This window comes from Planomonospora sp. ID67723 (assembly GCF_015711605.1).
GTDB lineage: Bacteria > Actinomycetota > Actinomycetes > Streptosporangiales > Streptosporangiaceae > Planomonospora_A.
In genome coordinates this window covers 84,090-96,692 of sequence record NZ_JABTEZ010000001.1, presented here as the reverse complement: position 1 = coordinate 96,692, position 12,603 = coordinate 84,090, and the positions used below count along the sequence as shown (strand labels likewise).

Below are 12,603 nucleotides of genomic sequence, written 5' to 3'. Positions count from 1 at the left end.
ACGCGGCGCGGAGGTCTCGTCACCTCGCGCTGCGGCCTGAAACACAATTCACCTCATGTGGTGACACCACAGCTCAAGACCGGCTCACTAGGTACGGCTTCGCACACCCGCCGCGCCGTACGGGCCGGGCCCTCGGCCTGGCCTGGTCCGCGCCCGCCGGGTGGGAGGATAACCCGCATGTCAGCGCAGCAGGTGACCTTCGAGGACGTGGTCGCCGCCCGTGAGCTCCTGGCCGGCGTCGCCGTGCGGACCCCGGTCCTCCACTCCCACGTGCTCTCCGACGCCATCGGCGGGCCCGTCCATCTCAAGTGCGAGAACCTCCAGCGTTCCGGCTCGTTCAAGGTGCGCGGCGCCTACGTCAGGATCGCCCGGCTGACGCGGGAGGAGCTGGGACGGGGCGTGGTCGCGGCCAGCGCGGGCAACCACGCGCAGGGCGTGGCGCTCGGTTCCGGCCTGCTCGGGGCCAAGGCGACGGTCTACATGCCCGAGGGCGCGCCCCTGCCCAAGGTGGCCGCGACCCGCTCCTACGGCGCCGAAGTGATCTTCGCCGGGCACACCGTGGACGTCGCGCTGGCGGAGGCCCGGGAGCACGCCGAGCGGACCGGAGCGGTGTTCATCCACCCCTTCGACCATCCCGACGTCATCGCGGGGCAGGGCACGATCGGGCTGGAGATCCTGGAGCAGCTCCCGGAGACCGGCACGATCGTGCTCTCCGTGGGCGGCGGCGGCCTGGCCGCGGGGGTCGCGCTCGCGGTCAAGTCCCTCCGGCCCGGTGTGCGGATCGTCGGGGTGCAGGCGGAGCGGGCCGCCGCCTACCCGGTCTCGCTCTCGGCCGGGCACCCGGTCATGGTCCAGCCCGCCGTCACGATGGCCGACGGCATCGCGGTGGGCCGGCCGGGCGAGCTGCCCTTCGAGCTGATCCACTACCTGGTCGACAGCGTGGTCACGGTCACCGAGCAGGAGATCTCCCGGGCGCTGGTGCTGTGCCTGGAGCGAGCCAAGCAGGTCGTCGAGCCCGCCGGGGTGGCGGGGGTGGCGGCCGTCCTGGCCCACCCGCAGGTCTTCGAACCGCCCGTGGTGGCCGTGCTCTCCGGGGGGAACATCGACCCGCTGCTCCTGGCCAAGGTCCTGCGGCACGGCCTGGCCGCGGCGGGGCGCTACCTGACCCTGCGCGTCTCGCTGCCCGACCGGCCCGGCACGCTGGCGGCGCTGACGGCCGAGGTGGCGCGGCTGCGGGCCAACGTGCTGGACATCGCGCACGAGCGGGTCGGGGTGAACCTGGGCGAGGTCGAGGTCCAGCTCCAGTTGGAGACCCGGGGGCCCGAGCACGCCGAGGAGGTGCTGGGCTCCCTGCGCGGACACGGCTACCGGCCCGTCTCCGGCTGAGCCGTACGGCGCCGCCCGCCGGGCCGGACGGTCCCGCGCTCCCCGGACGGCACCGTGCTCCGGTGGTTCTACCAGGTGGTGGGCTTGCGCTCCTGGAACAGCCAGGCGTCGAAGAGCGCGTCGAGCCGCTTGCCGGAGAGCTTCTCGGCCAGCGCCGTGAACTCCTCGGTCGTGACGTAGCCGTACTTGTGTTCCCCGCTCCACGTCTTCAGCAGCTCGAAGAAGACCCGGTCGCCGATGCGCTGCCGGAGCGCGTGCAGGGTCATCCCGCCCCGGGTGTAGACCGAGCTGTTGAACAGGTCGTCCGGCCGGGCCCGGCCGGGGGCGTACTTCCAGATCGCGTCGTCCTGCCCGGCCGCGTAGTGGCGGCGGAAGAGCTGCTCGGCGGTGGAGTCGCCCTCGTGCTCCGACCAGAGCCATTCGGCGTAGGTGGCGAAGCCCTCGTTGAGCCAGAGATCCTTCCACCGCCGGATGCTGAGGCTGTTGCCGAACCACTGGTGGGCGAGCTCATGGGCGATGATGCCCTCATCCGGGTCGAACCCGCCGTACATGGGCTTGGTCTGGTTCTCCAGCGCGTAACCGGCGGAGAAGTCGTCCACCACGCCACCGGTGGAGGAGAACGGGTAGGGGCCGAACACGGTGGCCCAGTAGTCGGTGATCTTCCCCGAGAGCGTGTAGAGGTCGTCCAGAGAGTCGCGGAAACGCGGATCCACGGCGGCCAGGTTCTTGATGCCGGAGGCCGTCGTCCCCTCGCGCAGCTCGAACCTGCCCAGGGTCATGGTGGCCAGGTAGGTCACCATCGGGTGGTCCTCCCGCCAGCGGTAGGTGGTCTTCCCGCCGGTGGTCCGCGGCCTGTCGGTCATCTCCCCGTTGGCCAGCGCGGTCAGCCCGGCGGGAACGGTGATCTCGAAGTCGTAGCGCGCCTTGTCGGACGGGTGGTCGTTGCCGGGGAACCAGGTCTTGGCGCCGTTCGGCTCGCAGGTGACGAAGGCCCCGTCCCGGGTGGGGATGAACCCGTAGGTGCCGAGGTTGGAGGAGTTCTTGACGGGCCGGGGCTCCCCGGCGTAGGCGACCTCGACGGTGAACGCCGTCCCGGCGGGGATCGGGTCGGAGGGGGTCACTGTCAGCTCGTCCCCGGTCCGCTCGAACACGAGGCCCTGCTGCCACGTGGTGGGGCCGCCGGCCACGGCGACCCGCTCGACCGTGAACCCGGACAGGTCGAGGTTGAAGCTGGACAGCTCCTGGAGGGCCTTCGCCCTGATCGTGGCCACGCCGGACAGGTGCTTGGCCCCCGGGTTGTAGTCGATCTTCAGGCCGTAGTGTTCGACGTCGTAGCCGCCGTTGCCGTCGGTGGGGAAGTCGGGGTCTCCGATCCCGGGCGCACCCGGGCCCGCGGCGGGCGGGGTGCTCGCGGGCGAGGCGATGCCGGGCGGCGCGCTCCCCGTGACGGGGGTGCCGGTCTCGCCGGACCCGGAGCAGCCCAGCGCGAGCAGAAGGACGGTGGTTGCCGCGATGGCGGGCCGACCCGACGCCATGGTGAGCTGTCCCCTTTCCGGCCCGGGCCGTGCCGTGCCGGGGCGCAGGTTCGCAAGACTACGCGAGCCGGAAGGGGCCGGCACTGACAGTGACGGATTCCGGGGTCGTCGGGTCGTCGACCGGACGGGGCCGGTCCGCCGCGGCGGACCGGCCCCGTCCGGAGGGAGGCCTGGCGGCTCACAGGTTGCCGCGGAGCTCCTGCTCACGCTCGATGGCCTCGAACAACGCCTTGAAGTTGCCCTTGCCGAAGCCGAGCGAGCCGTGGCGCTCGATGAGTTCGAAGAAGACCGTCGGGCGGTCCTGGACCGGCTTGGTGAAGATCTGCAGCAGGTAGCCGTCCTCGTCGCGGTCGACCAGGATCCTGCGCTTCTTCAGCTCCTCGATCGGCGCGCGGACCTCGCCGATGCGGGCCCGCAGCTCCGGGTCGTCGTAGTAGGAGTCGGGCGTGTCCAGGAACTTCACCCCGGCCGCGCGCATGTGGTCGACCGTGGTCAGGATGTCGTTGGTGGCCAGCGCGATGTGCTGCACGCCCGGGCCTCCGTAGAAGTCCAGATACTCGTCGATCTGGGACTTCTTCTTGGCGATCGCCGGCTCGTTGAGCGGGAACTTCACCTTGCGGGTGCCGTCGGCGACGACCTTGGACATCAGCGCCGAGTACTCGGTGGCGATGTCGTCGCCGATGAACTCGGCCATGTTGGTGAAGCCCATGACCCTCTTGTAGAACTCCACCCACTCGTCCATCTTGCCGAGCTCCACGTTGCCGACGCAGTGGTCGACGGCCTGGAAGAGCCGGCCGTTCTTCACGTCGGGCGGGGCGACGAGCGGCTCGGCCGCGGCGTATCCGGGCAGGTACGGCCCGCTGTAGTTGGAGCGGTCGACCAGGGTGTGCCGGGTCTCGCCGTAGGTGGCGATCGCGGCGAGGACCACCTTGCCGTGGTCGTCCTCCATCGTGTACGGCTCCGCCAGCCCCCTGGCGCCCTGGGCAAGGGCGTGGGCGTAGGCGGCCTCCACGTCCGGGACCTCGATGGCCAGGTCGATCACGCCGTCGCTGTGCTCTGCGACGTGCCGGGCGAGGTCGGTGCCCGGCCGCAGGGATCCCCGCAGCTCGAACCGGGCGCTTCCGGAGGTGAGGACATAGGCGACCTCGTCACGGCTGCCGTTCTCCGGGCCCTTGTAGGCCACCAGCCGCATGCCGAAGGCGGTGGAGTAGTAGTGGGCGGCCTGCTTGGCGTTGCCCACGGCGAAGACGACGGCGTCCATGCCGTTCACGGGAAAGACGTCACTCATAGCCCCACTTTCGGTTTCGGTGGGCTGTCTGTGCAACAGTTACTTATTCAGGTAGACAACCTGTATAGCTACTGGCTGGTAATGACGGTTACCCTGTACACCATGACGATTGATCAGCTCGACGCCCGGCTCATCGCCCTGCTCGCGGAGGAGCCCAAGCTGGGCGTACTGGAGTGCTCCCGGCGGCTCGGCGTGGCCCGGGGGACGGTCCAGGCCCGCCTCGACCGGCTGGCCGCCCGAGGGGTGATCACCGGATTCGGTCCCGACATCGCGCCCGCCGCGCTCGGCTACGACGTGACCGCCTTCGTCACCCTGCAGATCCGCCAGATCAGCGGGCACGACCCGGTCGCCGACCAGCTCGCGAAGATCCCGCAGGTGCTGGAGGTGCACACGATCACCGGCGGCGACGACATGCACTGCCGGGTGGTGGCGCGCAGCAACGCCGACCTGCAGCGGGTCATCGACCTGATCGTCGAGGTCCGGGGAGTCGTCAGGACCTCGTCGGTGATCGCGCTGGACACCCCCGTGCCATACCGGATCCTTCCCCTGGTGGCGGACCTCCCCCACCAGGGCGGACGCTAGCCGTACCATCCAAAGATGGGAATCAGGTTTCGTTATCCATCGTTTACCCTTAACGGTTCGCCCAGCTGACGGGGGTCGCTGCGGCCTGAAACGGGGGTGTCGTCAGGTGGGGAAGGGCAGTCGCGGGAGAAGGGTCCTGCGGGCCGCGCTCGTCGTCTTCGGCGTCGGCTTCGTCGCGTCGCTCGCGCTGTTCGCGGTGGCGTGGGCGATGACCCCCATCCCGGACAGCACCCAGGCCGGCGCGACCGCGCAGGGGTCGGTGATCTACTACCGCGACGGCAAGACCGTTCTCGCCAAGCAGGGCGTCAACCGCCGCGTCGTGAAGCTGGACAAGGTCGCCGACAGTCTGAAGGACGCGGTCATCGCGGCCGAGAACCGCTCGTTCTACTCCGACAGCGGCGTCTCCCTCCGGGGGACCGCGCGGGCGGTGTGGTCCACGGTCACCGGGCGGCAGCTCCAGGGCGGCTCGACGATCACTCAGCAGATGGTGCGCAACTACTACAGCGGCCTCAGCCAGGAGCGCTCCGCCGTCCGCAAGCTCAAGGAGATCATGATCTCCTTGAAGGTGGACCGCTCCCAGTCCAAGAACTGGGTCCTGGAGCAGTACCTCAACACGATCTACTTCGGCCGGGGCGCCGACGGCATCCAGGCCGCGGCCGACGCCTACTTCCGCAAGGGCGCCGACGAGCTGACCGTGGCCGAGAGCGCCTATCTCGCCGCGGTGATCCAGCAGCCCTCCCGCTTCGCCGACCCCAAGGGCCCCGACCTGGAAGCGGCCGAGGCGCGCTGGCGATGGGTGCTCGACGGCATGGTGAAGACCGGAGCGCTCACCCCGGCGGAGGCGGCCAAGACGAAGTTCCCCGCGCTGCGGGAGCCCAAGGCGGTCTTCACGCCCGAGGGCCAGAAGGGCTACATGCTCGACCAGGTCATGGCCGAGCTCAAGAGGCGCGGCTACACCGACGAGATGGTCAACCAGGGCGGGCTGAAGATCGTCTCGACCTTCGACAAGAAGCTGATGGAGGCCGCCGAGCGGGCGGTCACCTCGGTCCTGCCCGAGGACACCCCGAAGCAGGTTCGCACCGGCCTGGCCGCCGTCGACCCCGCGACCGGCGAGGTCCTCGCCTTCTACGGAGGGCCCAGCTACAGCGCCAACAAGTTCGACAACTCCTTCTCCGCCGAGGTGCAGGCCGGCTCCACCTTCAAGGCTTACGTGCTGGCCGCGGGCCTGGAGAACGGCTTCGACCTCGGAACCCGGGTGGAGGGCAACTCGCCCATGCGGGTCGCCTCCGCCCCCAGGGGAATCCCCAACTCGGGCGGCAGGTCTTACGGCCAGGTCGATCTGGTCAGGGCCATGCGGCACTCGGTGAACACCGCGTTCGTCGACCTCGGCCAGCGCGTCGGCCTGCACGAGGTCGTCGAGACCGCCGAAGCCGCGGGCATCCCCGTCGACCAGCTCACCCCCCACCAGAACGCGGCCACCCTGCCGCTGGGCGTGGCCTCGGTGAGCGCCGTGCAGAACGCCTCCGGCTTCGCCACCTTCGCCGCGAACGGCGTGCGCCGCCCGGCCCACGTGATCCGCTCGATCGCCGACGGCAAGGAGAAGACCAAGGTCGTGGAGAAGGGCGAACAGGTCTTCTCCACTCAGACCGCCGCCGACGTCACCTACGCGCTGACGGAGGTCGTCACGGGCGGCACCGGTACCGCGGCCCGTCTCTACGACCGCCCGGCGGCCGGCAAGACCGGCACCACCGACAAGTCGGCATCGGCCTGGTTCACCGGGTTCACCCCGCAGCTCTCCGTCGCCGTGAACATGTTCCGCGACGACAACAAGCCGGTGGTGGTGGGCGGGAGCGCCCAGTCCGGCGGACAGTACCCGGCCCAGATCTGGCGCGCCTTCATGTCCGAGGCGATGGCGGGCAAGCCGGTCGAGCAGTTCCCGGAGCCGTCGGGCGACGATCGCTCGGATCCGTACGGTGACGGCCCCCACGACGGCGGCTACGGCGGGGGCAGCGAGATCGTCGATCCCCGGCCGGTCCCCGGGGAGACGGCCGTCCCCACACCGGCCCCGGAGGAGACGGCCGTCCCCGTCCCCGACCCCGGCCAGACCGGCGTCCCCGACCCCGACGGCTCCGGCGACGGAGAGGGCGACGGGACCGGGGACGGAACCGGCGGGGACGGGACGGGGGACGGCGGCGAGACCGGTGACGGCGGGACCGGCGGGACCGGCGGGACCGGCGGGACCGGCGGGACCGGCGGAGGCGGCGACGGCTCCGGGACCGGCGGGACCGGCGGAGGCGGCGAGGGGGGCGATCCCAGCACCACCGATCGCCGCGCGGAGCCCGGGAACAGTACCCGGCCTGTCGGCTAGCCGAACCGGTGGCGGAAGCCGCCTCCGGGATGATCGTGCGGCCCAGGGGGCTGTGGCAGAACGCGTACGGCCAGAACAGGCGGACGGATCCGTGACGGAACCGCCGACCCTTTTCGTGGGGATTGCTGAGAGCAATAGATATTGCTCTCAGCAATCCCCGCGGAACACGTCTGCCCAGGGGCGGGGCTTGTCCGAGTGCTCACGGATGGGAGCGGCCGGGGTCCCGGCGACCGGACCGGCGACGGCCGTCAGGAGACCAGCTCGATCTCCAGGGCGGCCGGGGTGGTCACCGGCATCCTGCAGGTGAAGCCCCGGCACACGTAGGCGGCGGGGGAGCCGTCCACCAGCCCCCGGCCGTCGAGGAGCGGCACACCGGACACACCGGGCGAGCCGGGCTCTCCGAGGGCGACGACCAGGCCAGGGACCGGGGAGCGCAGGGCGGTTCGGTGCAGCGCGGCGGTGGCGGGGTCATCCACCGGACCGACGACGGCCACCTCGACAGGCCCGGAGACGGCTGCCTGCGCCACGGCCAGGCCCCAGCCGGCGAAGCGGGCGTGCTGGGCCGCGAGGACGCTGACCGTGCCGAGGGCCGCCTCCGCCGCCTCCCGGTGGCGGGCCGAGCCCGTCAGAGCGGCGTAGGAGAGCAGGGCGCCGGCGGCGGCGAACTGGCCGGAGGGGGTGGCGTTGTCGGTGGGGTCCTGCGGGCGCTGGAAAAGCCGCTCGGCGTCGTCGGCGGTGTCGAAGAACCCTCCGGAGCCGTCGGAGAAGTGGGCGAGCACGGTCTCCAGCAGCGCCCCGGCGCGGTGGAACCAGCGAGCCTCCCCGGTCACCCCGTACAGGGCGAGCAGACCCTCGGCGAGGTCCGCGTAGTCCTCCAGCACCCCGGCGTTGCCGCCCGCCCGCCCGTCGCGCGAGGTGCGCAGCAGCCGGACGCCCGTGCCGCCTGCTTCGGCCCCGGCCTCGTCGGCGCCCCGCGTGTGGACCTCGTCCAGCAGTACGGCGGCGGCCCGGGCGGCCTCGACCAGGTCGGGCCGGTCGAACAGGGCGCCCGTCTCGGCCAGGGCCGCGATGGCCAGGCCGTTCCAGGCGGCGACCACCTTGTCGTCCCGGCCCGGCCGTACCCGGCGGGAGCGGGCCGCGAGCAGGGCGGAGCGGACCCGCTCGAACCGCTCGGGATCGTCCGGGCCGGACAGGAGCTGGAGCACCGAGGTGCCGTGCTCGAACGTCCCGAAGCCGGTGACCTCGAACACCCCGGCCGCCCAGTCGCCGTCGTCCTCGCCGAGGATCTCCTGGAGCTCGTCCACGGTCCAGGCGTAGAACTTGCCCTCCACCCCCTCGCTGTCGGCGTCGAGCGCCGAGGCGAAGCCGCCCTCGGGGGTGCGCATCTCGGCCAGCAGGAAGGAGGCGGTCTCCAACGCCACCCGCCTGCCCAGCTCCGAGCCGGTGGACCGCCACCAGTGCGCGTAGACCCGCAGCAGCAGGGCGTTGTCGTAGAGCATCTTCTCGAAGTGCGGCACGACCCACTCGGCGTCCACGCTGTAGCGGGCGAACCCGCCGCCGAGCTGGTCGTAGATCCCGCCCCTGGCCATGGCCTCCAGCGTGCGCCCGGCCATCGAGACCGCCGTCTCCGCCTCGGGACCCCCTGCGGCGCCGTACCGGAGCAGGAACTCCAGCGCCATCGAGGGCGGGAACTTGGGGGCCCCGCCGAAGCCGCCGCGCGCCGGGTCGAAGGAGGAGGCGAGGCTCCGCACGGCCTGGGTGAGGGTCTCCGGTGTGGGCAGCGGGCCCGGCGGGAGGGAGGAGCGCCCGCCCAGCGCCTCGACGATCTTCGAGCTCTGGGTCAGCACGGCCTCGCGGTCGCCGTTCCAGGCGTTCGAGACCCCGGCCAGCAGGCGCTGGAACTGCGGCCGGGGGAAGTAGGTGCCGGTGTAGAAGGGATGGCCCTCCGGGGTGGCGAAGACCGTCATCGGCCACCCGCCGTGGCCCGTCATCGCCTGCGTGGCCGTCATGTAGACGGCGTCCACGTCGGGGCGTTCCTCACGGTCCACCTTCACGTTGACGAAGTGCTCGTTCATCAGCGCGGCCGTGCCCTCGTCCTCGAAGGACTCGTGCGCCATGACATGGCACCAGTGGCAGGCCGAGTAGCCCACGCTGATCAGCAGCGGCACGTCCCGCCGCCTGGCCTCGGCGAACGCCTCCTCGCCCCACTCGAACCAGTGGACCGGGTTGTCGGCGTGCTGGAGCAGGTAAGGACTGGTGGCGTCCTTCAGCTTGTTCAACGGGAACTCCTGGGTCGGTGCGTTCTCAGAGCGCGGGACGCGAAGGGCCCGGCACGGTGGGTCCTACCCCGCGTGGCCCCGCCCCAGTAAACCGGGGGAGGGCGGACGGAGGGCGCGCGGGTGGCGGGGGCTCCGACCGGCCACGCTCCGGAGGGTGCGATCACCTCACGGTGGAAATTCGCAGATTCGGCAAAGTGTCCCTCGGTTATCCATGAGGGTAACTGAAGTGTAAGAAGACACGGTGGACCTGATTGAGGCATAAAACGGTACATAGCATTTTGAACCTTGCTTCCGGGTGACTTTGATCTAACGGCTGTGCAATACTTCTCTGCCTGCGGCTCGTTCAGGCCTCAGTGCGCGCATCGCGGGGAGCTAGAATCGCCTCAGGGTCGGTGTAACTCTCCGTTCTCCGTCCAATCAACAGGCTCCAGCGAGCCTGCCAGCACATAGAGCGGTTTGAGGCCCATGAACGCAACGGGTGAGAAGCAGGCCGAAGTCACGTCGGACATCAGGGATCTCCGTGATGTCCCGCTCTCCCTCGTCCGCCAGGCCGAGTTCGACGAGATCGTGCGCAGGATCCTTCCTGACTCGCCGGATGTCCGGCGGGTGCACGTGGCCGCGTTCAACTCGTCCATCTGATTTCCGGGAGGGCCGCCGTGAGCAGGCCCTTCGTGCCGTTCCGGCAGTTCGTTCTCAAGGTCCACAGCAGGTGCGACCTCGCGTGCGACCACTGCTACGTCTACGAGCACGCCGACCAGAGCTGGCGCGGCCGTCCCAAGGCGATCTCCGACGAGGTCGTCTCCTGGACGGCCGTGCGCATCGCCGAGCACGTCAAGCAGCACGGTCTCGACCGGGTGCACGTGGTCATGCACGGCGGTGAGCCCCTGCTCGCCGGACCCGCCAGGCTCGGCCGCATCGCGGCGGAGCTGCGCGGCCACCTCGACGGGCTCTGCGAGCTCGACCTGCGGATCCACACCAACGGCGTCCTGCTCGACGAGCGCTTCTGCGAGGTGTTCGCCGAGCACGGCGTCAAGGTCGGGGTCTCGCTGGACGGCGACCGGGCCGCCAACGACCGGCACCGGCGCTTCGCCGACGGGCGCAGCAGCTACGACCGGGTGATCCGGGCCGTCGAGCTGCTGCGCACCCGTCCCGAGCTGTACGCCGGGCTGCTGTGCACCGTCGACGTCGCCAACGACCCGATCGCGGTCTACCGCGGGCTCGTCGCGCTGGAGCCGCCCCGCATCGACTTCCTGCTCCCGCACGCGACCTGGGACGACCCTCCGCCGCGCCCGACGCCCACGGCGTACGCCGACTGGCTCATCACGGTCTTCGAGACCTGGGCGGCGGAGGGCGGCACCACGCCGGTCAGGATGTTCGAGTCGATCATCAGGACCACGGCGGGCGAGCCGAGCCTCACCGAGTCGCTCGGGCTGCAGCCGTCCGACCTGGTCGTCGTCGAGACCGACGGCGGCTACGAGCAGGCCGACTCGCTGAAGACCGCCTTCGACGGGGCTCCCGAGACGGGTCTGCACGTGCTGCGGCACACCCTCGACGAGGTGGCCCGGCACACCGGCATCCTCGCCCGCCAGCAGGGCCTCGACGGCCTGTGCGGGGAGTGCCGCGCCTGCCCGGTCGTGGACAGCTGCGGCGGCGGACTCTACGCCCACCGCTACCGGACCGGCTCGGGGTTCGCCAACCCCAGCGTGTTCTCCGCCGACCTGTTCAAGCTCATCACCCACGTTCGCCGCAGGATGAAGATGCACGCCCCGACCCACACCGTGCCGTCCGCGACCATCGACACCCTCGCCTCCGGGCTCGGCGGCTCGGACGAGGTGAGCCACCTGGCCCAGTCGCAGCGGAGCCTGCGGAGGGGCCTGCTGGCGGCCGTCAACGCGGCCGTCAACGCACCCGTCGCCGGGAACGCTCCCGGGAACGCCCCCGTGACCGCCGGCGGGGGCGCGGCGGCGGCCTGGGAGCTGATCTCCACGCTGGACGGCACGCATCCCGAGGTGGTCGCCGCCGTCCTGGCGCACCCGTACGTCCGGGTCTGGGCCACCGAGTGCCTTCGCGACGGCCGCCACGCGGGCCACCTGGCCAACATCGCCGCCGCCATGGCGATCCGCGCCGGCGTCACCGCCGCGCTCGACGTCCAGGTCATCGCGGGCGCGGTCCACCTGCCCACGCTGGGGGTCCTGGAGACGGATCCCGGCGGTGCGGCACCGGAGGCGGGCGGCACGGCACGGCTGGAGACGGCGGGCGGAACGTTCGCGCTCGCCGGGGACGGCACGCCGGGCACGGTCACGCCGGTCGACGGGGAGAACGGCGACGGCCGGGGCGGCGCCGGCCGTCCCGGCTGGCACCCCGTGAGACGGGTCTCCGCCGGAGACTTCTCCGTCGCGATCGAGGACACCGATCCGTTCCGGGACTGCCACCAGTGGCCGGCTGCGAGCCGGCTCACCGACGACCAGGCGGCCGCCTGGCAGCGGGCCTTCGAACAGGCCTGGGCGCTGGTCGAGTCCGACCACCCCGACTACGCGCCGGGTCTGCGCGCCGGGCTCACCACCTTGATGCCGCTCACCCCCGGGCCCGAGGGCCGGGAGGTGAGCTCGACCGCGCGGCACGCGTTCGGCGCCGTCGCGGCGGCGCTGCCCGACGACCCCGCCACTCTCGCGCTGCTGCTGATCCACGAGTTCCAGCACGTCAAGCTGGGCGCGATCCTGGACATCCTCGATCTCTACGACGAGCAGGACACGCGGCTGTTCTACGCCCCCTGGCGGGACGACCCCCGGCCGCTGGAGGGCCTGCTCCAGGGGACCTACGCCCACCTCGCGGTCACCGACTTCTGGCGGGTCCGCCGCCGTGCCGTACCGGGACGGGGGAACGAGCAGTTCGCCCGCTGGCGGCGGCAGACCGCGGATGCGGTCGAGACACTCGCCTCCTCGGGCGCGCTGACCCCGCTCGGCGAGAGGTTCGTGGCGCAGATGCGGAGGTCGGCCGCGGCGTGGTGGGACGAACCCGTTCCGGAGGCGGCCTCGGCACACGCCGACCGCTCGGCCCGTGACCACCGGGAGAAATGGGCGGCCGAAACGGCCTCGCCGCGTCCGTGATATCCCCTAAAGCGGCCGGACGCCTTCCGTCGTTTCCGATCCCGGGCTGCCCGCGGCA

The 12,603-nt window shown here is 71.5% G+C and carries 8 protein-coding genes; 5 read left to right on the top strand and 3 right to left on the bottom strand.

The genetic code is table 11. The features are described 5' to 3' along the window. Nucleotides 1–177: 177 nt before the first annotated feature. Nucleotides 178–1,386 carry a threonine ammonia-lyase gene (gene ilvA / locus HS041_RS00405; protein ID WP_196438538.1) on the top strand — a complete coding sequence of 403 codons (1,209 nt, stop codon included), beginning with the start codon at nt 178–180 and terminating at the stop codon, nt 1,384–1,386. A gap of 68 nt (nt 1,387–1,454) precedes the next feature. Here the strand turns inward: ilvA and HS041_RS00400 are convergent, their stop codons facing one another. Then, nucleotides 1,455–2,921, bottom strand: coding sequence for a M1 family metallopeptidase (locus HS041_RS00400; protein ID WP_196438537.1), 1,467 nt, complete (start codon nt 2,919–2,921; stop codon nt 1,455–1,457). Between the two features lie 178 nt (nt 2,922–3,099). Next, nucleotides 3,100–4,209 carry a 4-hydroxyphenylpyruvate dioxygenase gene (gene hppD / locus HS041_RS00395; RefSeq protein ID WP_196438536.1) on the bottom strand — a complete coding sequence of 370 codons (1,110 nt, stop codon included), beginning with the start codon at nt 4,207–4,209 and terminating at the stop codon, nt 3,100–3,102. Nucleotides 4,210–4,311: 102 nt separating this feature from the next. Between hppD and HS041_RS00390 the strand changes: the two genes are divergently transcribed. Together HS041_RS00390 and HS041_RS00385 are read left to right on the top strand one after the other, a co-directional pair. After that, a complete protein-coding gene (locus tag HS041_RS00390) occupies nt 4,312–4,791 on the top strand; it encodes an Lrp/AsnC family transcriptional regulator (protein WP_196438535.1) in 480 nt (159 codons plus the stop codon). A 106-nt stretch (nt 4,792–4,897) separates the two neighbouring features. Beyond that, complete coding sequence (locus tag HS041_RS00385) at nt 4,898–7,159, top strand: transglycosylase domain-containing protein (RefSeq protein WP_307845112.1); 2,262 nt, start codon at nt 4,898–4,900, stop codon at nt 7,157–7,159. Between the two features lie 248 nt (nt 7,160–7,407). On the opposite strand, the gene HS041_RS00380 is transcribed toward HS041_RS00385, so the two are convergent. Beyond that, complete coding sequence (locus tag HS041_RS00380; protein WP_196438534.1) at nt 7,408–9,438, bottom strand: thioredoxin domain-containing protein; 2,031 nt, start codon at nt 9,436–9,438, stop codon at nt 7,408–7,410. Between the two features lie 465 nt (nt 9,439–9,903). Between HS041_RS00380 and HS041_RS00375 the strand changes: the two genes are divergently transcribed. Next, on the top strand, nt 9,904–10,077 hold the full coding sequence (locus HS041_RS00375; protein ID WP_196438533.1) for a hypothetical protein: 174 nt from the start codon (nt 9,904–9,906) through the stop codon (nt 10,075–10,077). 17 nt (nt 10,078–10,094) lie between these two features. Continuing rightward, nucleotides 10,095–12,545 (top strand): FxsB family cyclophane-forming radical SAM/SPASM peptide maturase, encoded by a 2,451-nt coding sequence (locus tag HS041_RS37960; RefSeq protein WP_307845111.1) that lies wholly within the window; start codon nt 10,095–10,097, stop codon nt 12,543–12,545. Nucleotides 12,546–12,603 lie beyond the last annotated feature (58 nt).

Bases quoted from the DNA above. Each gene is read 5' to 3' on its own strand.
- ilvA (WP_196438538.1), top strand. From the start codon at position 178: ATGTCAGCGCAGCAGGTGACCTTCGAGGACGTGGTCGCCGCCCGTGAG.
- HS041_RS00400 (WP_196438537.1), bottom strand. From the start codon at position 2,921: ATGGCGTCGGGTCGGCCCGCCATCGCGGCAACCACCGTCCTTCTGCTC.
- hppD (WP_196438536.1), bottom strand. From the start codon at position 4,209: ATGAGTGACGTCTTTCCCGTGAACGGCATGGACGCCGTCGTCTTCGCC.
- HS041_RS00390 (WP_196438535.1), top strand. From the start codon at position 4,312: ATGACGATTGATCAGCTCGACGCCCGGCTCATCGCCCTGCTCGCGGAG.
- HS041_RS00375 (WP_196438533.1), top strand. From the start codon at position 9,904: ATGAACGCAACGGGTGAGAAGCAGGCCGAAGTCACGTCGGACATCAGG.